Here is a 19159-nt window from a genome sequence, read left to right as displayed (position 1 = left end):
TCCGCACGTCACAGCCGCTCCACCGCCGCAGCGGCCCCTACGCAGCACCCCGCACGAGGAGCCCGCACCGCCATGGCCGAGCACGCAGACCACGCCGACCGCGCAGGTCAGAACGATCACCCCGCGTACCCCGTCGGCCTGCGCCTCCACGGCCGCCGCACCGTCGTCATCGGCGGCGGCCAGGTCGCCCAGCGCAGGCTGCCGCAGCTCATCGCCACCGGTGCCGTCATCACCCTGATCTCCCCGTCCGCGACCGCCTCCGTCGAGGCCATGGCGGACGCCGGCGAGATCCGCTGGGAACGCCGCCGCTACCAGGACGGCGACCTCGCCGACACCTGGTACGCCCTGGTCGCCTCCTCCGACACCGCCGCCAACGACGCCGCCTCCGCCGAGGCCGAGCGCAGCCGCACCTGGTGCGTCCGGGCCGACGACGCCGAGGCCGCGACCGCCTGGACCCCGGCCACCGGCCGTATCGACAACATCACCGTCGCCGTCCTCAACACCACGCCCCGCGGCCGCGACCCCCGCCACTCCGCCGCCCTGCGCGACGCCATCGTCGAGGGCCTGCGCGACGGCACCCTCGCCGCCCCGCACCACCGCACCCGCGCCCCCGGCGTCGCCCTGGTCGGCGGCGGCCCCGGCGACCCGGACCTGATCACGGTGCGCGGCCGCCGCCTCCTCGCCGAGGCGGACGTGGTCATCGCCGACCGCCTCGGCCCCCGCGACCTGCTCGACGAGCTGCCGCCGCACGTCGAGGTGATCGACGCCGCGAAGATCCCGTACGGCCGGTTCATGGCTCAGGAGGCGATCAACCAGGCGCTGATCGAGCACGCCAAGGCGGGCAAGGCCGTGGTCCGGCTCAAGGGCGGCGACCCGTTCGTCTTCGGCCGCGGCATGGAGGAGGCCCAGGCGCTCGCCGCCGAGGGCATCCCGTGCACGGTCGTCCCCGGCATCTCCAGCACCATCTCCGTCCCCGGAGCGGCCGGCATCCCGGTCACCCACCGCGGCGTCGCCCATGAGTTCACCGTGGTCAGCGGCCATGTCGCGCCCGAGGACCCGCGCTCCTTGGTCGACTGGGAGGCGATCGCCCGACTGCGCGGCACCCTGGTCCTCCTCATGGCCGTGGACAAGATCGGTGCCATCGCCGCCGCCCTGATCGCCCACGGCAAGGACCCGGCCACCCCGGTCGCCCTCGTCCAGGAGGGCACCACCGCCGCCCAGCGCCGGGTCGACGCGACCCTCGCGGACGTCGGCGAGCGCGCGGCCGCCGAGGACGTGCGCCCGCCCGCCGTGATCGTCATCGGCGACGTCGTCGCCGTCGGCCCGGACTCCGCGCCGCAGCCGGACGACGCCTCACCGGCCGAATGAATCCGCACCCCACCAAGTAACCCGCGGTTACGCATCCCATCCCAGGCGTTGGCACCGCAGACCGGACAAGGCAGTATCACCCTGTGGCAGATCTCATCACCCTCGACGACCCCGACGACCCGCGCCTGAGCGACTACATCGGGCTGACCGACGTCGAGCTGCGGCGACGGCGCGAGCCCGCCGAAGGCCTCTTCATCGCGGAGGGCGAGAAGGTCATCCGCCGCGCCCGGCACGCCGGGTACGAGATGCGCTCGATGCTGCTCTCCGCCAAGTGGGTCGACGTCATGCGCGACGTCATCGACGAGGTCCCGGCCCCGGTGTACGCCGTCGCCCCCGAGCTCGCCGAACGCGTCACCGGCTACCACGTCCACCGCGGAGCGCTCGCCTCCATGCAGCGCAAGCCGCTGCCCACCTCCGACGAACTGCTCACCACCGCCCGCCGCGTGGTGGTCATGGAGTCGGTCAACGACCACACCAACATCGGCGCGATCTTCCGCAGCGCCGCCGCCCTCGGCATGGACGCCGTCCTGCTCTCGCCGGACTGCGCCGACCCGCTCTACCGGCGCTCGGTCAAGGTCTCCATGGGCGCGGTCTTCTCCGTCCCGTACGCCCGGCTGGAAGCCTGGCCCAAGACGCTGGAGACCGTACGGGAAGCAGGCTTCCGGCTCCTCGCCCTCACGCCCGACGCCAAGGCCACCAGCATCGACGAGGCGGCCCCGCACCGGCTGGAGCGGGTCGCGCTGATGCTCGGCGCGGAAGGGGAGGGTCTCTCCACGAAGGCGCTGATGGCCGCCGACGAGTGGGTCCGCATCCCGATGGCGCACGGCGTCGACTCGCTGAACGTCGGCGCGGCGGCCGCGGTCGCCTTCTACGCGGTGGCGACGGGGCGCCCGGAGAGCTGAGACCGGGCCGCCTTCGGCGTACTCAGCGCGACTGCTCGGCCCGCACCTGTTCCTGGGCCTGCTCCTGCATCTGCGAGACCTGGCTCGGCCGCTCGCTCCCGCCCAGTCCGCGCGCCGGCCCCTGGCACCCCTGCGCGGCCGCGATCCCCAGCGCCACCAGCAACGTCACCACCACGAACACCACCAGCCGCTGACGCAGCAGCTTGGGGTTGGCCGGACGCCGTCCCGCCGAGGTCGTACGGGCCCCGGGACGCGTCCCCGGCCTGCCGTTCGTCGCGCCCGGCCGCTTCCCGGACCCCGTGGTGGAGCGCGGCGCCCGCTGCTGCGGCCGGGACCCACCGGTACGCGGCGCGTTCCCGCCCCCGCCCCCGCCCCCCGAACGCGCCGGACGCCGCCCCTGCTGCGGGCGGGACGCCGAGGACGGGCCCTCCGCGCGGCGGGTGTGCTGCTCGGTGTACGGGCCGTCGAGCCGACCGGTGGGCCGGTCCGTGTCCGGGGCCGAACGCTGGGCGGGCGGCCGGCTCTCGTGCAGGCCCTGCGCCTCGCGCGCCGCGATCTCCTTGAGCCGCATGGAGAGTTGGAGCGTGCTCGGCCGCTCCTCCGGATCCTTCGCCAGGCAGGCGCGGATCAGGGGGGCCAGAGCGTCGTGCACCCCGTGGAGCTGCGCCTCCTCGTGCACCACGCGGTAGAGCATCACCTCGGAACTGCCGTGCCCGAAGGGGGAGTCGGCCATCGCGGCATACGCCAGGGTCGCGCCGAGCGAGAAGACGTCCGTCGCCGGGGTCACCGCCGCGCCCCGGACCTGCTCGGGCGCGAGGAAGCCCGGCGACCCCACCGCCGTACCGACATGGGTCAGCGTGCTGGCCCCCGTCGCCCAGGCGATGCCGAAGTCGATGATGCGCGGGCCCTTGGGGGAGAGGAGGATGTTCGACGGCTTCAGGTCCCGGTGGACCACACCGGCCTCGTGCACCGCGACCAGGCCCTCGGAGAGCGCCGCGCCGATCGAGGCGACCTCGGCCGCGGCCAAGGGGCCTTCCTCGGCGACCTTGTCGTGCAGGGACGGGCCGGGGACGTACTGCGTCGCGAACCACGGGCGGTCCGCCTCCAGGTCGGCGGCGACGAGCCGGGCCGTACAGCCGCCCCGGATCCGCCGCGCGGCGGACACCTCGCGGGCGAACCGCGAACGGAACTCCTGGTCCTCCGCCAGGTCGGGCCGGATCACCTTCAGCGCCACCCGCTGACCCCGCCGGTCGGAGCCGAGGTAGACCACGCCCATACCGCCGGCGCCGAGCCGTCGGTGCAGCCGGAACGAGCCGACGAGACGCGGGTCCTCGCGCCGGAGCCGCATCATCGCCATCGTCTGCCCATCCCCGCTGCCTGGTCCGCCTGACGAGGCACAGCTTACGTACCCCGCGCCCGGTGCGCTCAGAGGCCGCGCCCTCACCGGGGATTCGATTGTCCGTGGCCGGCGGGAGAGGTGAAGAGCGGTCAGGGAGCGGCGGTTCCGGGGCCGTCGGCCCGGGCGGTACGGCAAAGGGCCTCCGAACAAGGGGCGTTGGTTCGAGCCACGGTGGCCGGGACGAACCGGTCCGGGGCAGTGCGGATACCACCCGGACGTACACGGTGACGTTCCTTATAGGCCGCCGGGCGGCGCGCTCCACCCTCCTACGGAGGGTGGAGGGAGTGAGTGAAGTCACCCCTCGCGGCCCTTCCCGGGGGTGGTGGCCCCCCTGCGCCCCCTCCGGGATGACCCCAAGACCGGGGGGACCGTCTCCACCCAGGGGAGTACGCCGACCGCCGACCGCTCATCCTCCGGGAGGCCCGGGATTCGGTACGCGGGCATGACGCCCCGTGCTCGCCGGTTACCTAATGTTGAGGTCAAGCGGCGGGCGCAGCACTCGTCCCCCGAGGTCACACGCCCGCCGCCCCCCATCAGGTCAGGAGAGGAACCATGGCGGACACGGCAACGCGGACCATGATCCGCACGCAGGGACGCAAGGCCTACGCCTCGTTCGGCGCCCGCCCGTCCGGCACCCGTCACCCCTTGGTGGCGACGGCCATGGTCCTGCCCCTGGCGGCCCTGCTCGCAGTCGCCTTCGGCGGCTGGGACGCGGTGGTCACACAGGCGTCGTCCGTGGCGGTGATGCTGGGGCGCTGAGCGGCGCCCGGGGTCCGGAAGAGCGGTCCGGACCCAGGCATCAAGGCCAACAGCCCCGTGGGGACGGGGGTGCGGCGGACGGCAGCGTTTGTCCGGTCAGCTGGGGAGCTGACCGGGCATCGCGCTGTATGGGGGCGGTTTTCGGGGGCCGCGTTTCTCTGACGGGTTCCGGGGGCCGCGTTCCCTGATGGGGTCCAGGGGCCGCGTCTCCGTGACGGGCTCCGGGCGGGCGATCGGCTACTCCGTGGCTGTTCGCGGTGGCCGGGGGACACGCCGGTACGGACCGGGCGCCGCCTGAGGTCCGCGCCCCGTCCGGCGGGCTCTACCGCCCTCCGCCCCGCCTGCGGCGTACGCTCGGCGGGGACCGGTGCCAGGGCCGGGACCGACCGCCGCCGGGGGAGCCGTTGCGTACCACCTCAACCTCAGCCGACCGCGAGCCGACCCTTCCTGATCCAGCGGCCGCCGAAGCAGGCTGTGCCCTGCCCGCCGTTCCCCAGCGGGCCATCCCGGACCCGGCCGCCGCCGGGACCATCACCCGCGAGCCCGTCATCCGTGAGCTGGGCGCCCTCGCCCACCGCCTCCGCCACCCGCCCGGCGCCCCCTGCGGCTGCGCGCCGTCGCAGCTTCTGGCCGACCGGCCGGACGGCACCGTGGTCCGCAGCGGCCCGGTCGTGGCCAAGGCCCACGCCGCCGACATCGACCGCGAGGCCCTGGCGGTCCGCCTCGCCCTCGCCTCGGCGCCCCAGCTGGCCGGCATCCTCCTCCCGCCGCTCGCCACCCCGGGCCCGGTCGATACGGCGGGGCCCGTCACCCGTCCCGTCACCTTCTGGCCGTACGGAGCCCCCGTCGACCCCAGGGACCCCGACGCGGCTCCCTGGGCCGCGGCCGCCGTCCTGCTCGCCCGCCTCCACCGAACCGTTTCTCCGCTCCCGGTCCCGGCCCCGCCGATGCGCGGCCCGGTCAAGGCGGCCCGCGCGGTCGCCCGGATGGTGGCCGCACTCCCCGGCACCGGCGCGGTCCTCCCCGTACAGGCCGCCTGGCACGCCCTGCCGGCCTGGGCGCGGGGTGAGGCCGCGCCGCCGGCCGCGCGGTCGGGCTTCCTCTGCCACGGGGATCTGCACCTGGGGCAGCTCGTCCGTCATCCCGTCCCGGACGGGCCCTGGTTGCTCATCGATGTGGACGACGCGGGGCTGGGCGACCCGGCCTGGGACCTCGCCCGGCCCGCCGCCTGGTACGCGGCCGGGGTGCTGGCCCCGGAGGACTGGCTGCTGTTTCTCGACGCCTACCGGTCCGCCGGGGGACCCGCCGTGCCCGCCGGCGGGGACCCCTGGCCGCAACTGGACGTCCCCGCACGCGCGCTGACGGTCCAGACGGCGGCCGTCGCCCTCGCCAAGTGCGCGGCGGAGGGCCGGGAGCCGGACGAGATGGAACAGCTGATGATCGATTCCTGTGCCCGAATCGCTACGTTCCCGCCCGAGTTGGCGGACGGGTCCGCGTCGTAGGCTGAACGGACCGCGGCCGGACGGGCTTTCCGGCGGCGGCACGACGAGGGCGAGGAGCCGAGCCGATGATGCAGTGTCCCAAGTGTCACGCGCAGATGCAGACGTACAACCGCAACGGGGTCCAGATCGAGCAGTGCAGCGGTTGCCGGGGGATATTCCTGGACTACGGCGAGCTGGAGTCGCTGACCCGTCTGGAGTCGCAGTGGGCCCAGCAGGCCCCGCCTCCGCCGCCCGCCCCCCAGGCCTACCCGCAGGCGGCCCCTCCGGCCCACGCTCCCGCCTGGGGCGCCCCGCAGTACGGCCAGCAGCACGGCGGGCACTACGGCCACCGCCGCCAGAAGGGCTTCGGTCGGATGCTCTTCTCGTCCTGACCGCCACCGGCACGACGGAAGAACCCCCGGTCGTGGAGATGACCGGGGGTTCTCGGTGGTGCGCGATACTGGGATTGAACCAGTGACCTCTTCCGTGTCAGGGAAGCGCTCTCCCGCTGAGCTAATCGCGCGGGATGACCATGCGTGTACTGCTGTGTACTGCGTGCGCGATACTGGGATTGAACCAGTGACCTCTTCCGTGTCAGGGAAGCGCTCTCCCGCTGAGCTAATCGCGCGGGTGATCCTTACGGACCGGTGATCCTTGCGGATCAGTGGACGATACTGGGATTGAACCAGTGACCTCTTCCGTGTCAGGGAAGCGCTCTCCCGCTGAGCTAATCGTCCTTGGAGGTGGAGACGGGATTTGAACCCGTGTAGACGGCTTTGCAGGCCGTTGCCTCGCCTCTCGGCCACTCCACCAGGGGTGGGGGTTCGGGAAGAATCCCCCACCTTCTGCGAGCGGACGACCAGGTTCGAACTGGCGACCTCAACCTTGGCAAGGTTGCGCTCTACCAACTGAGCTACGTCCGCTTGTCTTTCCCGGTCCGCTTGCGCGTCCCGGCGACGTGTTGAACTCTAGCGGATTCCCGGGCCAGTACAAAAACGCGTTTGCGCAGATGGTCGCCGTAGCGCCGCCGTACCGTCGCCCCGGCGCAGGTCATCGTGGGCGGTTCTAGACTCAGCAGGGTGTTCCCCCTCGCTCCCATGGCCCGCTTCGGCGGCCTCGTCGCCTCCGGTCTCCAGGATGTGACCCACGATCCCGCCGCTCTCGACTCGTCCGGGTTCTGGGCGGTATGCGTCGATTTCGAGGGCCGTACGGTCTGCGCCCGCTTCTCCTCCGTACGCAAGGAGGAGGTGCCCGCCCCCGTGCCCGGAGCCTGGCGCGGGCCCGGTGCCGGGGAGTGGGCGAGCTCGCTGGACCGTGACGCCTACACGGCGGGCGTGCGGCGGATCCGTGAATACATCGCGGCGGGCGAGGTCTACCAGGCCAACCTCTGCCGGGTCCTCTCCGCACCGCTGCCCGAGGCCGAGCCCGGCCGGGCCGACGTGGACGCCCTGACCGCCCTGCTCGCGCGCGGCAACCCGGCGCCGTACGCAGGAACGATCCGCCTGCCGGATCACGGCGTGGAGGTCACCACCGCGTCGCCCGAGCTGTTCCTGCGACGGGACGGGCGGACCGTCGAATCCGGGCCGATCAAGGGCACCGGGCGTACCGAGGACGATCTCCTGGAGAAGGATCACGCGGAGAACGTCATGATCGTGGACCTGGTCCGCAACGACCTCGGCCGCGTCTGCGCGACCGGCAGCGTCACCGTCCCCGACCTCTGCGTGGTCGAGAAGCACCCGGGCCTCGTCCACCTCGTCTCCACCGTGCGCGCCGAGCTGGCCGAAGGCGCGGGATGGCCGGAGCTGCTGACGGCGGCCTTTCCGCCCGGCTCCGTCACCGGGGCCCCGAAGTCCAGCGCGCTGCGGATCATCGAGGAGCTGGAGCGGTCGCCGCGCGGGCCGTACTGCGGCGCGGTCGGCTGGGTCGACGCCGACCGGCGTACGGCCTCGCTGGCGGTGGGCATACGGACGTTCTGGATCGACCGGACCGGCCCCGCGCCCCTTCTGCGGTTCGGCACCGGCGCCGGTATCACCTGGGGCTCCGACCCGGAGCGCGAGTGGGACGAGACCGAGCTGAAGGCGTCGCGGCTGCTGGCTGTAGCGTCGGGCACGTTCGAGCAGACAGGGTTCGGGCAGACAGGAAGGACCGCGTCATGAGGATTTGGGTCAACGGCGGACTGCGGGACGCCGACGATGCCCGGCTGTCGGTGCTCGACCACGGGCTGACCGTGGGCGACGGCATCTTCGAGACGGTCCGCACCAGCGAGGGCCGGCCCTTCGCCCTCACCCGCCACCTCGACCGCCTCACCCGCTCCGCGCGCGGCCTCGGCCTGCCCGACCCGGACCTGGACGAGGTCCGCCGGGCCGCGACGGCGGTCATCGACGCCAACCCGGCCGCCCTGGGCCGGCTGCGGATCACCTACACCGGCGGCCTCTCCCCGCTCGGCTCCGACCGCGGCACCGCCGGACCCAGCCTGGTCGTGGCGCTCGACGCGGTGAGCCGCCGCCCGGACACCACCGCGGTGATCACGGTCCCCTGGACCCGTAACGAACGTGGCGCGCTGACCGGCCTCAAGACCACCTCGTACGCCGAGAACGTCGTCGCCCTCGCCCGGGCCCGCGAGCGGGGCGCATCCGAGGCGCTCTTCCCGAACACGGCCGGGCGGCTCTGCGAGGGGGCCGGGTCCAACGTGTTCGTCGTGCTGGACGGCCGGATCCACACCCCGCCGGTCGCCTCCGGGTGCCTCGCGGGGATCACCCGTGCGCTGGCCGTGGAGTGGACCGGGGCCGAGGAGAGCGATCTGCCGATGGAGGTGCTCGCCGAGGCCGACGAGATCTTCCTGACCTCCACGCTCCGCGACATCCAGGCCGTGCACCGCGTGGACGACCGGCAGCTGGCGCCGGAGCCCGGGCCGGTGACGGCGAAGGCCATGCGGATCTTCGACGAGCGGGCCGGGAACGACCTGGACCCGTAAGGCCCCGTACACCGGACCGCTAGGGGCCGGAAATGCGCGTGACGTGCGGTCGTGCAGGGGATACAAACCCTTGATGACCACGACACTCCGGCCGTCCGGGCCGCTTCAGCAAGGCGCCGACGGCGCGCGGGCGCGCAGTTACGACGTGTGCGACAACGGCCGGCCCGTCGGCGCCGTGTCGATCAGCACCGACGACGCGTTCGGCGCCTCCGCCGGAGTCGTGCGCTCCCTCGCCGTCGACGAGGCGCGGCGCAGGCGCGGCCGGGGCACGATCGCCGCGCTCGCCGCCGAGGAGGTGCTGAGGGGGTGGGGCTGCACCCATGTACGGACCGAGGTCCCGGCGGGCAACGATCCCGCCCGGCGCCTCGCGGCCGCACTCGGCTACACCGAACGCAGCCGCAACATGGTCAAGACCCTCGGCCCCGACCCCGTACCCCTCCCCGAGGGCCTCACCGCGCGGCCGATGAGCGAGCAGGAGTACGCGGAGTGGCTGCGCGCGGCGGTCCGGTCGTACGCGCAGCAGTGGATCGAGAGGGGCGTACCGCCCGAGCACGCCCGGCTCAAGTCGGAGGCCGACCATGCCGGGAACCTGCCGGACGGTCTGGCGACCGAGAACGTACGGTTCCGGGTGCTGGTCCACGGCGGCGAGGTGGTCGGCCATGTCTGGCTGGCCCTGCGGGAGCTGGAGCCCGGCCGGACCGCCGGTTTCGTCTTCGACGTGGAGGTGCGCGAGGGGCACCGGGGCCGCGGCTTCGGACGGGCCCTGATGCTCCTCGCCGAGGACGAGACCCGCTCCTGGGGCCACGACCGCCTCGGCCTGCACGTCTTCGCCGCCAACACTCCGGCGCTGCGGCTGTACGAGTCGCTCGGCTACGCGACGACGCGGTACAACCTGGCCAAGGCGCTGTAGGCGGCCGCCGCCCTCCGGGCCCCCGCGTCAGTCCTGGGCGGCCAGCAGCCCGTCGATGATCTCCTCGATCCGCTCGCGCAGCCCTTCCTGGCTCTTGCCGCCGTCCAGCCGCTCGTCCCCGATGACATAGGTGGGCGTGCCGGTGACGCCGATCGCCTTGCCCTCCGCCTGGTCGGCGTCGACGATCAGCAGATGGCGGCCGTCGATGAGGGCGGTGTCGAACTCCTCGGTGTCCAGGCCCAGTTCGCGGGCCACGTCGAGCAGCACCGGCTCACCGGCCTTCCCGAGCTCCTCGGTCCTGGACAGGAGCGCCTCGATGTACGGCCAGTCCTGGCCCTGGACGGCGGCCTCCTCGGCGGCCTGCGCAGCGGCGTACGCGTGCCTGTGCTTCTCCAGCGGGAAGTGGCGCAGCCGGATCTCGACGCGGTCGCCGTACCGGGCGCGCACGGCGCGCACATCGCTGAGGGCGCGGTGGCAGTCGGGGCATTCGAGATCGCACCAGACGTCGAGGACGACCGGTGCCGCAGGGGTGGAATCGCTCATGGCGCCAGTCTTCCAGGCCGTGCGGACAGCACCCAATCCGCGGCTGCGGCCGTCGGCGGTGACCGGCACCTGCGGAGGAGCCGGGCCCTGAAATGTCCCTGAAGTGGACCGGCGCCGTGGCCTCCGCACCGGTCGTCGGTGCAGGATGGAGGGGACGTTTCCCCTGCGCCAGGAGGCCCCGATGCTTGCCGAGACCATCTGTTCCGCGGCGTCGGCGGCGGGCCTGGGCATCGCCGCGGTGACCGCCTACCGCAAGCGGTTCCTCACCGCGGCCAGGATCGCCGCCTACTCCCTCGTACCGATCGGGCTCGTTCTGACCGGGGTCGTCGAGTGGCTGTCGGGCATCGCGTTCAAGCCGAGCGTCTGGATCGGCTTCGGTGTGCTCGGCCTCGCCTGGGCGCTCTTCATGACCACCCGGGCCGTCGAGCGCCGCAGCGGCACCACCCGCGCCGAGCGCAAGGCGGCACGGGCCGCCGAGCGCAACGAGGCCGTCGCCCCGGGCGCCTCCGCGCCCTCGCTCGGCGCCGGCAGCCAGGCCCGTCCGGCGGCAGCGGCGCCGGCGGCGAAGCCGAAGAAGAAGCAGGAGGCCGCGGCGCCCGGCGACGACTTCAGCGACATCGAGGCGATCCTGAAGAAGCACGGCATCTGAAACGTCCGAATTTCGCCGGGCCGGCCGAATGCCTGACGGTATCTCGGACGCCGGAGCGAATTCTGAGGACCACGGGACGGTGAACTCCCGGTGCAATGACGAAGGTTGATCGCCAACCGGCCCTCAGGTGAGTCATGATCGCCCCGAGATGGTGGACACATCCCGGGGCGAGGCCCCCGCACCCCCCGCCGAAGAGCCCCGTGGCTGCCTCTTCGCGCTTTCCCAGCCACCCCTGATGATTTTCCTGACGGTCATCGGGAGCCTGCTGCTGATGGCTGCGCTGCATGACCTGTTCCTGTTATGACCCGGCCCGACGGCCTCGCCTCACGCCCCGGCCTCCCGGCGCCGGGCCCGGTACGCGGCGACGTGCAGCCGGTTGCCGCAGGTGCGGCTGGAGCAGTAGCGCCGGGAGCGGTTGCGCGAGAGGTCGACGAAGGCGCGCCCGCAGTCGGGCGCCTCGCAGCGCCGCAGTCGTTCCTGTTCGCCGGCCACGATGATGAAGGCCAGGGCCATCCCGCAGTCGGCGGCGAGGTGGTCGGCGAGCGAGGCGTCCGGCGCGAAGTAGTGCACGTGCCAGTCGTAGCCGTCGTGGTCGGTGAGCTGGGGCGTGGTCCCGGCCGCGGCCACGAGCCGGTTGACGAGGTCGGCCGCGGTACGGGCGTCAGGTGCGGCGAACACGTCGGCGAAGCGGTCCCGGACGTCCCGTACGGCGCCGAGGTCCTTCTCGCCGAGGGTGCCGACGCCGCTGATGTGGTGGCGCTCGGCGAAGGCGTACAGCGCCGCGACATCGGCGAGCCCGTCCTCCAGGCCGTCCACGAGCCCGTCCGTCGGGCCGGAGCCGTCGTCGGGCGGCTCGCTCTCCGGTGCGGTGTTCACCAGATCGACCACCGTGTCGAGGGCGATCCGGGTGTCGTGAGGGATCAGCACGCTTCGCTCCCAGGCCTCCGGCGGGCGGGCGCCTGCCGATGGCGGCTGACTCTACTGGCTCACCCGGCCGCCCCACGGCCCGGTGCGGGCCCGCGGGGGAGCGGAGGTAGGGAAAAGGCCCACCGGTCCGCTCCCGGGCCCTGGCGCACGCACAGGCGCCGTCGCCGCGGTGGGTTCCGCGGCGCCGGCGCCGGTGTCTGCCTTATGTGGTTGTCCGCGCGACGCCGTCTCCCCGAGTCGGACGGCGCCGGCAGCTCTCGGCCTGGCTCAGCTCTCGGCCAGGATGTGGGAGAGCTCCGTGTCGAGATCGAAGTGACGATGCTCGGTGCCGGGCGGAACCGCGGCGTCGGTCCTTTTCAGGAACGACTCCAGGGCTCGCGCCGGAGCCTCGAGCAGGGCTTCTCCCTCTGGAGAGCTCAGGGCGATGCATACGACGCCTTGACCGTGACTACGAGATGGCCAGACGCGGACGTCTCCGGTGCCGGTGGGCCGGTGCAGCCCTTCGGCGAGGAGGTCACGGGCGAAAACCCACTCGACCGTCTCCTCCGCTCCGGTGTGGAAGGTGGCGTGCACGGCATAGGGATCGGCCGTGTCATACCGCAGGCCCGCGGGAACAGGCAGTGAGGACTCGCTCGACACAACGAGGCGCAGGTGCAGCTCGCAGCTGACCGTGGTGTTCATAAGCGCCAGGGCCTTTCGCTCAGTGTGCGCTCGGGGATTCGCACGTCGGCGAAATCGACATGCCACCTACGGTGGCGTTGTAAACCCCTCTGACCCATTTGTGATGCTTCGGGTCCCTCGCCCAGCGGTGTGTAACTTTGAGTCATGCGCCCATTCAAGTGACGACGACGGGTCGGGTAGGTTGAGCTCCATGAATGCGGAGAGTGACGAGCGGATCGAGGCTGCCGAGAAGGCGTCCACGGGGTCCGCTCCGGGGGGCACGACCAGAGTGGAAAAGGTGGAACGCGAGCTGGGATCGCGGGCGCCGGGCTTCATCAAGGCGTCGAAGCCGCTGCACCTGAGCTGGCAGGTCGGCGTCTTCGTCGTCGGCCTCGGTGTCGTGGTGGCCGGTGTGCTGATGCTGGTGCTGCCGGGACCCGGCTGGCTGGTGATCTTCGGCGGTATGGCGATCTGGGCGACCGAGTTCGTCTGGGCCCAGCTGGTGCTGCGCTGGACCAAGCGCAAGGTGACCGAGGCCGCGCAGCGGGCGCTGGATCCCAAGGTCCGGCGGCGCAACATCATCCTCACCACGGTGGGGCTGGTGATCATGGCGGTGCTGGTCGGGATCTACGTCTGGAAGTTCGGCCTCGCCCTGCCGTGGACGGTCGGCGAGTAGGACCGCGGGCCGTCGCCGGCCGGTGCCGGGGACGGTCCGGAAGCACCGCTGACATGGGGTAATGTTTGCGGTGCGCCCGGGCGATTAGCTCAGTGGGAGAGCGCTTCGTTCACACCGAAGAGGTCACTGGTTCGAACCCAGTATCGCCCACCCGGACAGAGGCCCCGAGACATGTTCCATGTCTCGGGGCCTCTGCGTTTCCCCCGGTCCGGGGCCCCGCAGGGCCCCGGACCGGGGGCCGTTCACCGCATCCGGCCCACCACGTCCCTCAGCTTGCGCGCGTCCCGCAGCCGCTGTTCGTACGTGGCTCCCACCGCCAGCAGCAGCAGCCCGGCCAGCGCCGGCGGCAGCCAGCGCGGCAGTGCGCCCGCCACCTGGACGACGTACGGAGCCAGCTCGTGCAGCGCGACCACGGCCAGCACCGATCCGCCGAGCAGCAGCAGCGCCTGGAGCCGGTACTTCGCCCCCAGCAGCGTGATCACCAGCGCCGCCACGCCCAGCAGCAGCGGCCGCAGCCAGTCGGGGTCGGTCCAGGCCACGGCCAGGCTCGGCAGCAGCGTCGCCGCGAGCCCCGGCCCGTACGCCGTCCAGGAGGACGCCTCGGGGTCCCTGCGCCGCCGCAGTACGCCGACCACCAGCGCGGGCACCGTCACCGGCAGGGTGTACGCCTCCGGGGCCGACACCTCCGAGGCGGCCAGCCGGACCCAGGTCGCCGCCACGAACAGCACCGCCGCCAGGTACCCCGCCACCGGCCGCCGCTCCGGGCGCACCGCCGCCCCCGCCGCCAGCACCCCGCACAGCGCGAGCACCAGGGCCAGGAACGGCGCCTCCGGCACCGCGAGCCCGACGGCCACCAGCGCACCCAGCGCCCCGGCCAGCTCCACCGGCAACGCCACCGGGTGCAGCCGCAGCCGCGCCCCCAGCAGCACCGTCACCGCGGGCACCACGAGCAGCAGCGGCGCGGCCTCGTGCGGCGCGAGCCCCAGGGATCCGGCCACGCACCCGGTCAGCGCCGTGCCCCACACCACCGCGGTCACCGCGAGCACCGCCTGCTCCACCACCGCACGCGTCCGCACCGCCGCCCCGGCGAAGAGCACCACCAGCGCCCCGAACACCGCGTACGTCGCGGCCTCCGACGCCAGCGCCAGCAGCCCCACGCTCACCGCCCCGCCGACCGCGCCCACGAGCGCGGTCACCGCCACGGCGGACCGGCCACCGCCCACGGCTCCCGTCGGACCGGCGGGGGAGCCCCCCGCACCCCGCACCGCCACCACCAGCAGCCCCGCCACCAGCGCCGTCTCCAGAGCCACCGCGACCGGATACGGCACCCCCAGCACCGCCGCCGCCAGCAGCAGCGTCCCCCAGCCGAGGGCCAGCGCCCCCGCGCCCGCCGCACCGCGCACCTTCGCACCCGGCGTCACCAGCGGCGCCGCGGTCCGCACCAGCGACGGCCACCACCGGTACGCCGCGCCGAGCAGGCCCGTCACCACCGCGAGCACCACCGGAGCCGTGACCAGCTCCGACCACCCCATCGACTCCCCGAGCGCGGCCTGGAACCCGTCCGGCGCGCCCGCCCACACCTCGGCGACCACCTGGACCGGGCCCAGCAGCACCGCCGCGACCGGAGGCAGCGCCCACACCAGCGCACCGGCCACCACCGCGCCCGCCGCCATCAGCACCCCGCGCCCCGCGCTCCGCGGCAGCCCGGCCCGTACGACGAACAGCAGGGCCAGCCCGCAGAGCAGATACGCCGGAACGTGCCAGCTGCCCGGCACCGCCGCCCGCAGCACGCCGCCGACCGCCGCCACCGCCGCCAGACCGGCCACCGCGCCGCCGATCTGCGCATAGCCGTTCGGGGCTCGCCAGGCTCCGGCCAGCGCCGCCACGGCCGCCGTCAACAGCAGCGCGCCCGGCAGCACCGCACCGAGCGGGCCGTCGGCCGTCAGCGACTCGCCGAGCCCCGTCAGCAGCGCGGCGGACCCCATCACCGCCAGACCGAGGCCCGCCGTGACCCGTGCGCCCAGACGCTTGCCCCACAGCACGATCGCCCCGTCGATCACGGCCGTCACCAGCAGCGCCCAGCCGACCACGATCGCCGGAGCACCGGCCGCCCAGGCGCCGAGCAGCAGCGGCCACTGGACGAAGAACACGGCGGCGGGCAGTGGCAGGTGCAGCTTGCCCAGCGCCAGGCCGTAGGCGGCCCAGAGCGCGGCGAGCACCGCCGAGGCCACGGCGGTGAAGGTGAGCCCGTCGGCGTCCGGCGCCGCCACCGCTTGGACCGCGTAGACGTCCAGCAGCGTGAGGACCAGGGCGAGCGCCGCCAGCGCCTCCGCCGTGGCCGCCAGCTTCCGGCGCAGCAGGACGGCCGGAGCGGCGAGCGCCGCCACGGTGACCAGGGCCAGGACCGCCGACCGGCCGCCGATGCCCATCGAGCCCCAGCTGACGAGGGTGAACGCGACGGCCGCGACCGTCAGCAGCAGCCCGCCGAGCGTCAGCAGCACGTTCTGCGCGCTGCGCGGAGCGGACGGCTTCGCGCTCCGCTCCACGGACCCCCACGCCTGGCCCGGGGCCCAGCCGTGGCCGACGGGCGGGGTGCTCCAGCGCGGTCCGTTCGGCGTCTGCGGCTGCGGCTGCAACGCGCTGACCAGCCAGGCGCGGCGGGTCAGCAGCTGGGCCCGGCGGGCGTCCAGCTGGGCCAGTTCTCGGTCGAGGAGCGCCAGTTCCTCGGCGGGCGGCGGCACATGTTCCATGTACGGGAGTGTCGCCCCGGCCCTCCGCCTCGTACATGCGCTCGCATACTCAGTTTCCGCGTTTCCGCGCCTGAGTAAGCGCCGGTGGAGACGTCGGGTGAGCGCCCGTGGAGACGCGGGGTGAGCGCCCGTGGAGACGTGGGGTGAGCGCCGGCGGAGACGTGTGCGGAAGCGGTTTGAACGAAGCCCGCCGAGCCCTGTATGGTTCAACCCGTTCCCGGGCGATTAGCTCAGTGGGAGAGCGCTTCGTTCACACCGAAGAGGTCACTGGTTCGAACCCAGTATCGCCCACCGGGAGAGCCGGTCCGCCAAGCATCACGGCGGACCGGCTTCTGCTTGTCCGGGCCGCTCGTTCAGGCCGCGGCGGGCAGCTCCGGGCGCAGCGGCCACGCCGGATCCACCGCCTCCGGTGTCCCGCTCCTCGCGAACCACGCCTCCAGGCCGCGCGCCTGCGCCGCGTGCCAAGTGGCCTGGAGCGTGTGGAGTTCGGCCGGTGAGAGCCGCTCCAGCCGGGACGAGAAGCGCCGGCATATCGCGCGTACGAGCTCCAGTGAGGCCGAGGCGTCCGCCGCCGCGTCGTGGGCGCCGTCGAGCGGAACCTCGTACACCTCGCAGAGGTCGGTGAGCGTGCGGCGGCCCTTGCGGTAGCGGTCCAGGTGTTTGTCGAGCACCCGGGGGTCCACCACGCGCAGTGGCACGTCCGCCATATACCCCGCCAGCGACGAGGCCCGGTGCCGCTTCAGCTCGCGGTCCAGCAGCGTCAGGTCGAACGGTGCGTTCATCACGACCAGCGGGCGGCCCGTCGCGCAGCTCTCGGCCAGCGAACGGGCGATCTCGTCCATCACCGGCGCGGGCCAACGGCCGTTGTGCTGCAGGTGATCGTCGGTCAGCCCGTGGATCTCGGTCGCCCCGGCGGGCACCGGGATCCCCGGATTGACCAGCCAGCGGGTGGTGCGGACGCGTCCGCCCGTCGTGTCCTGCGCGACGAGAGCGGCCGAGACGATCCGGTCCCGCTCGACGTCCACGCCTGTCGTCTCCGTGTCAAAAGCGGCCAGCGGCCCTTCGAACCAGTGCATCATCCCCGAACTCCTCGCACCTGCACGGCAGATGGAGTGATTCCTCTGCCCGATATCGGTGATACCCGTGCTGTTTGCCTGATACGCCGTTTGCGGGCGTTCTCCTGCGGTGACAACACAGGTGGGAGCCAAGGAAGTTGCTCCACCACCTCATCCGACGTCACTTCTGACGGCATGTCCGGAAAGGCATACGGGGCCATGGCGTTCGCGCAGCCCGATCCAGGAGGGCTCGCCCGCGCCGAAGGGTTCGGGCCGGTGGACCAGCCGACCGCCACGCTGCGCGGCTCCCTCGCCACCACCGCCTGCATGGAGACCCTCCAGGTGGGCTACCTCCACGCCGTCGCGGCGGCGGCGGGCTGCTCGCTCTCCCAGCCCTTCCCCGACAACGGCATCGACTGGCACGTCAGCCACGGCGCCGCCGCCCACACCGTCGACGACGAGGTGACCATCAAGGTGCAGCTCAAGTGCACCTACCAGATACCGCCGCACCCGGCGGGCGGAGCGTTCTCCTTCACGCTCGACAACGCCCATCTCGTCAAGCTGGCCCGCACCCCGGTCTCGGTGCACAAGATCCTGGTGGTGATGATCGTGCCGCGCAGCCAGGACGAGTGGTTGCGCGCCGGGCCCGGCAGCCTCGATCTGCGGCACTGCTGCTACTGGACCAACCTGGCCGGCCACGCGGTGACGGGCCGGTACCGGACCACCGTGCCCATCCCGACCGCGCGGATCTTCGACGACCGAGCACTCTGCGACATCATGGCCCGGGTCGGGGCCGGAGGGAGACCCTGATGCACCGGTCGATGGACGAACCCACGGGCCCGGCGGAGCTGTTCGGCGCCCGCTCGCATCCTGCCGTGAGCAAGGAGTACGCCGACCCGGGCGGCGACGGCACGCCGCTGCCCGACCCGGCGGTGCTCACCGCGCTCCTGCGCCGCTACGGCTGGCAGCGGCGCGGGGGAGCGGCCGGTCGCTACAGCCGCTGGTCCCCGCCCGGGCCGGGTGCCGGCGCCAGCCTGCTCGTGCCCGAGAACGCCGCCTTCCCCGACACCGACGACCTGCTCTCCGAGGCGCTCACCGCCCTCTCCCGGAGCGCCGCTCCCTCCGCCCGGGACATCCTGGTCTCCCTCGCCGTCCCCAGTGACGAGGTCCGCTGGTGGCGCGAGGTCCCCGAATCGGCGGCCGGGGCGGCGGGCGCCTCGGAATGGGCGGAGGCGGAGGAGCTGCGGTCGGCGGCCCGGCAGATCCTGCTGGCCGGGGCGCTCGCGGCGCGCGGCCGGGCCGGCTACCACGGGGCCCGGCACCGCAGGAAGGCCCGGGCGGCGCTGGACGGCACGCTGATCGGGCCCGCGCCGGGCGGCCGCCGGCTCACCGCGTTCGTGCCCGTCGGCTCCGGGCGTGCCGTCGCCGTACAGCTCTGCCACGCCCTGCACGCCACCCGCGAGGCCGTGGACTACCAGCGGGCCACCGGCGGCATGGAGGCCTTCGACAGCGCGGTGGCGGCGGGCGTCAGCCGGGAACTGACCGAGGCGCTGGTGACCCTGGTGCGCGGCAGTGAAGGGGCCGGGATCGACGTGCGGTGGGCGCCCGCCGCAGGCACCCCGGACGGCTGCCCGGTCCGGCCCGCACCCGTCGAGTTCTCGCCGGGCGACCTGCCCGCCCTGCGCTCCGCCGGAGCCCGCTACCTGCGCGAGGAGCCCGCCGTCCCGGTCCGGATCACCGGTGCGGTGGTCCGGCTCCGCCGCTCCGGGCCGCGTGGCGCCGGGATCGTACGGCTGCGGGTGCTGGCGGGGGCGGAGGTCGCACACGTACGGGTGGAGCTGGACGAGGAGGCGTACCGGATCGCCGGCCACGCCCACCTCGTCGGGTTGACGCTGCGGGTGGAGGGGCGGCTGGAGCGGCGGGGCGGGTTCCGGCGGCTGACCGGGGCGACGCAGGTGGCGCCCGTCCAGGTCGACGAGGCGGAGCGGGACCGGCTGATGAAGTCGCTCCAGGAGAACGTGGACTTCTTCGAGGAGGCGTGCGCGGGGGAGGAGCCGTAGCCCGGCCCGGAAGGCGTTCGCATCGGGGGCTGGGGGCTCGGTACGA

Annotated in this window: 18 protein-coding genes and 7 tRNA genes; 14 read left to right on the top strand and 11 right to left on the bottom strand. The window is 73.5% G+C overall.

The window, feature by feature from the left end:
- Window positions 1–72: 72 nt before the first annotated feature.
- Window positions 73–1368: a uroporphyrinogen-III C-methyltransferase gene (gene cobA / locus ACQP09_RS04135; protein ID WP_433396066.1), complete on the top strand. Its 1296-nt coding sequence runs from the start codon at window positions 73–75 to the stop codon at window positions 1366–1368.
- Between the two features lie 83 nt (window positions 1369–1451).
- On the top strand, window positions 1452–2270 hold the full coding sequence (locus ACQP09_RS04130; protein WP_433396064.1) for a TrmH family RNA methyltransferase: 819 nt from the start codon (window positions 1452–1454) through the stop codon (window positions 2268–2270).
- 22 nt (window positions 2271–2292) lie between these two features.
- Here the strand turns inward: ACQP09_RS04130 and ACQP09_RS04125 are convergent, their stop codons facing one another.
- Window positions 2293–3627 (bottom strand): protein kinase domain-containing protein, encoded by a 1335-nt coding sequence (locus ACQP09_RS04125; protein ID WP_433396062.1) that lies wholly within the window; start codon window positions 3625–3627, stop codon window positions 2293–2295.
- 594 nt (window positions 3628–4221) lie between these two features.
- Between ACQP09_RS04125 and ACQP09_RS04120 the strand changes: the two genes are divergently transcribed.
- From ACQP09_RS04120 to ACQP09_RS04110, 3 genes are all read left to right on the top strand, one after another.
- On the top strand, window positions 4222–4428 hold the full coding sequence (locus ACQP09_RS04120) for a hypothetical protein (RefSeq protein WP_326706790.1): 207 nt from the start codon (window positions 4222–4224) through the stop codon (window positions 4426–4428).
- A gap of 530 nt (window positions 4429–4958) precedes the next feature.
- On the top strand, window positions 4959–5930 hold the full coding sequence (locus ACQP09_RS04115; RefSeq protein ID WP_433406484.1) for a phosphotransferase family protein: 972 nt from the start codon (window positions 4959–4961) through the stop codon (window positions 5928–5930).
- A gap of 65 nt (window positions 5931–5995) precedes the next feature.
- Window positions 5996–6301, top strand: a complete 306-nt coding sequence (locus ACQP09_RS04110) for a zf-TFIIB domain-containing protein (protein ID WP_030574246.1) — start codon at window positions 5996–5998, stop codon at window positions 6299–6301.
- Between the two features lie 56 nt (window positions 6302–6357).
- Here the strand turns inward: ACQP09_RS04110 and ACQP09_RS04105 are convergent.
- From ACQP09_RS04105 to ACQP09_RS04085, 5 genes are all read right to left on the bottom strand, one after another.
- A tRNA-Val gene (locus ACQP09_RS04105) sits at window positions 6358–6432 on the bottom strand.
- Between the two features lie 33 nt (window positions 6433–6465).
- Window positions 6466–6537: transfer RNA gene (locus tag ACQP09_RS04100), tRNA-Val, on the bottom strand.
- A gap of 37 nt (window positions 6538–6574) precedes the next feature.
- A tRNA-Val gene (locus ACQP09_RS04095) sits at window positions 6575–6646 on the bottom strand.
- Between the two features lies 1 nt (window position 6647).
- Window positions 6648–6721: transfer RNA gene (locus ACQP09_RS04090), tRNA-Cys, on the bottom strand.
- Between the two features lie 38 nt (window positions 6722–6759).
- Window positions 6760–6832: transfer RNA gene (locus ACQP09_RS04085), tRNA-Gly, on the bottom strand.
- A gap of 174 nt (window positions 6833–7006) precedes the next feature.
- Here ACQP09_RS04085 and ACQP09_RS04080 point away from each other — a divergent pair.
- From ACQP09_RS04080 to ACQP09_RS04070, 3 genes are all read left to right on the top strand, one after another.
- Window positions 7007–8065, top strand: a complete 1059-nt coding sequence (locus ACQP09_RS04080) for a chorismate-binding protein (protein WP_433406483.1) — start codon at window positions 7007–7009, stop codon at window positions 8063–8065.
- Window positions 8062–8883 carry an aminotransferase class IV gene (locus ACQP09_RS04075; protein WP_433396059.1) on the top strand — a complete coding sequence of 274 codons (822 nt, stop codon included), beginning with the start codon at window positions 8062–8064 and terminating at the stop codon, window positions 8881–8883. The genes ACQP09_RS04080 and ACQP09_RS04075 overlap by 4 nt, the downstream gene beginning before the upstream one ends.
- A gap of 73 nt (window positions 8884–8956) precedes the next feature.
- Window positions 8957–9793 (top strand): GNAT family N-acetyltransferase, encoded by an 837-nt coding sequence (locus tag ACQP09_RS04070; RefSeq protein ID WP_433396057.1) that lies wholly within the window; start codon window positions 8957–8959, stop codon window positions 9791–9793.
- A gap of 27 nt (window positions 9794–9820) precedes the next feature.
- On the opposite strand, the gene ACQP09_RS04065 is transcribed toward ACQP09_RS04070, so the two are convergent.
- The gene (locus tag ACQP09_RS04065) at window positions 9821–10336 is read right to left on the bottom strand and encodes a DsbA family protein (protein WP_433396055.1); all 516 of its coding nucleotides are present in this window, start codon (window positions 10334–10336) and stop codon (window positions 9821–9823) included.
- A gap of 181 nt (window positions 10337–10517) precedes the next feature.
- Here ACQP09_RS04065 and ACQP09_RS04060 point away from each other — a divergent pair, with 181 nt between their 5' ends.
- Complete coding sequence (locus tag ACQP09_RS04060) at window positions 10518–10985, top strand: hypothetical protein (RefSeq protein ID WP_433396053.1); 468 nt, start codon at window positions 10518–10520, stop codon at window positions 10983–10985.
- 324 nt (window positions 10986–11309) lie between these two features.
- On the opposite strand, the gene ACQP09_RS04055 is transcribed toward ACQP09_RS04060, so the two are convergent.
- Window positions 11310–11912, bottom strand: coding sequence for a CGNR zinc finger domain-containing protein (locus ACQP09_RS04055; RefSeq protein WP_433396051.1), 603 nt, complete (start codon window positions 11910–11912; stop codon window positions 11310–11312).
- Window positions 11913–12179: 267 nt separating this feature from the next.
- Window positions 12180–12593: an SsgA family sporulation/cell division regulator gene (locus tag ACQP09_RS04050; RefSeq protein ID WP_003959770.1), complete on the bottom strand. Its 414-nt coding sequence runs from the start codon at window positions 12591–12593 to the stop codon at window positions 12180–12182.
- Between the two features lie 190 nt (window positions 12594–12783).
- Between ACQP09_RS04050 and ACQP09_RS04045 the strand changes: the two genes are divergently transcribed.
- Together ACQP09_RS04045 and ACQP09_RS04040 are read left to right on the top strand one after the other, a co-directional pair.
- The gene (locus ACQP09_RS04045) at window positions 12784–13248 is read left to right on the top strand and encodes a TIGR02611 family protein (protein ID WP_433396049.1); all 465 of its coding nucleotides are present in this window, start codon (window positions 12784–12786) and stop codon (window positions 13246–13248) included.
- A gap of 78 nt (window positions 13249–13326) precedes the next feature.
- A tRNA-Val gene (locus ACQP09_RS04040) sits at window positions 13327–13398 on the top strand.
- Window positions 13399–13490: 92 nt separating this feature from the next.
- Here ACQP09_RS04040 and ACQP09_RS04035 read toward each other — a convergent pair.
- The gene (locus tag ACQP09_RS04035; RefSeq protein ID WP_433396047.1) at window positions 13491–15998 is read right to left on the bottom strand and encodes an SCO7613 C-terminal domain-containing membrane protein; all 2508 of its coding nucleotides are present in this window, start codon (window positions 15996–15998) and stop codon (window positions 13491–13493) included.
- Window positions 15999–16217: 219 nt separating this feature from the next.
- Here ACQP09_RS04035 and ACQP09_RS04030 point away from each other — a divergent pair.
- Window positions 16218–16289 (top strand) — tRNA-Val (locus tag ACQP09_RS04030).
- Window positions 16290–16351: 62 nt separating this feature from the next.
- Here the strand turns inward: ACQP09_RS04030 and ACQP09_RS04025 are convergent.
- Window positions 16352–17077, bottom strand: a complete 726-nt coding sequence (locus tag ACQP09_RS04025) for a 3'-5' exonuclease (RefSeq protein WP_433396045.1) — start codon at window positions 17075–17077, stop codon at window positions 16352–16354.
- 195 nt (window positions 17078–17272) lie between these two features.
- Here ACQP09_RS04025 and ACQP09_RS04020 point away from each other — a divergent pair, with 195 nt between their 5' ends.
- Complete coding sequence (locus tag ACQP09_RS04020) at window positions 17273–17863, top strand: DUF4365 domain-containing protein (protein ID WP_433406482.1); 591 nt, start codon at window positions 17273–17275, stop codon at window positions 17861–17863.
- The gene (locus ACQP09_RS04015) at window positions 17863–19113 is read left to right on the top strand and encodes a hypothetical protein (protein WP_433396043.1); all 1251 of its coding nucleotides are present in this window, start codon (window positions 17863–17865) and stop codon (window positions 19111–19113) included. Before ACQP09_RS04020 ends, ACQP09_RS04015 begins: the two co-directional genes overlap by 1 nt.
- Window positions 19114–19159 lie beyond the last annotated feature (46 nt).

Source organism: Streptomyces sp. CA-146814 (assembly GCF_050942385.1).
Classification (GTDB): domain Bacteria; phylum Actinomycetota; class Actinomycetes; order Streptomycetales; family Streptomycetaceae; genus Streptomyces.
Note: the sequence above shows the minus strand (reverse complement) of the source record. Positions and strands in the feature narration are given on the sequence as shown.

Bases quoted from the DNA above. Each gene is read 5' to 3' on its own strand.
- cobA (WP_433396066.1), top strand. From the start codon at position 73: ATGGCCGAGCACGCAGACCACGCCGACCGCGCAGGTCAGAACGATCAC.
- ACQP09_RS04125 (WP_433396062.1), bottom strand. From the start codon at position 3,627: ATGGCGATGATGCGGCTCCGGCGCGAGGACCCGCGTCTCGTCGGCTCG.
- ACQP09_RS04120 (WP_326706790.1), top strand. From the start codon at position 4,222: ATGGCGGACACGGCAACGCGGACCATGATCCGCACGCAGGGACGCAAG.
- ACQP09_RS04110 (WP_030574246.1), top strand. From the start codon at position 5,996: ATGATGCAGTGTCCCAAGTGTCACGCGCAGATGCAGACGTACAACCGC.
- ACQP09_RS04080 (WP_433406483.1), top strand. From the start codon at position 7,007: ATGGCCCGCTTCGGCGGCCTCGTCGCCTCCGGTCTCCAGGATGTGACC.
- ACQP09_RS04075 (WP_433396059.1), top strand. From the start codon at position 8,062: ATGAGGATTTGGGTCAACGGCGGACTGCGGGACGCCGACGATGCCCGG.
- ACQP09_RS04070 (WP_433396057.1), top strand. From the start codon at position 8,957: ATGACCACGACACTCCGGCCGTCCGGGCCGCTTCAGCAAGGCGCCGAC.
- ACQP09_RS04065 (WP_433396055.1), bottom strand. From the start codon at position 10,336: ATGAGCGATTCCACCCCTGCGGCACCGGTCGTCCTCGACGTCTGGTGC.
- ACQP09_RS04060 (WP_433396053.1), top strand. From the start codon at position 10,518: ATGCTTGCCGAGACCATCTGTTCCGCGGCGTCGGCGGCGGGCCTGGGC.
- ACQP09_RS04050 (WP_003959770.1), bottom strand. From the start codon at position 12,593: ATGAACACCACGGTCAGCTGCGAGCTGCACCTGCGCCTCGTTGTGTCG.
- ACQP09_RS04045 (WP_433396049.1), top strand. From the start codon at position 12,784: ATGAATGCGGAGAGTGACGAGCGGATCGAGGCTGCCGAGAAGGCGTCC.
- ACQP09_RS04035 (WP_433396047.1), bottom strand. From the start codon at position 15,998: ATGGAACATGTGCCGCCGCCCGCCGAGGAACTGGCGCTCCTCGACCGA.
- ACQP09_RS04025 (WP_433396045.1), bottom strand. From the start codon at position 17,077: ATGATGCACTGGTTCGAAGGGCCGCTGGCCGCTTTTGACACGGAGACG.
- ACQP09_RS04020 (WP_433406482.1), top strand. From the start codon at position 17,273: ATGGCGTTCGCGCAGCCCGATCCAGGAGGGCTCGCCCGCGCCGAAGGG.
- ACQP09_RS04015 (WP_433396043.1), top strand. From the start codon at position 17,863: ATGCACCGGTCGATGGACGAACCCACGGGCCCGGCGGAGCTGTTCGGC.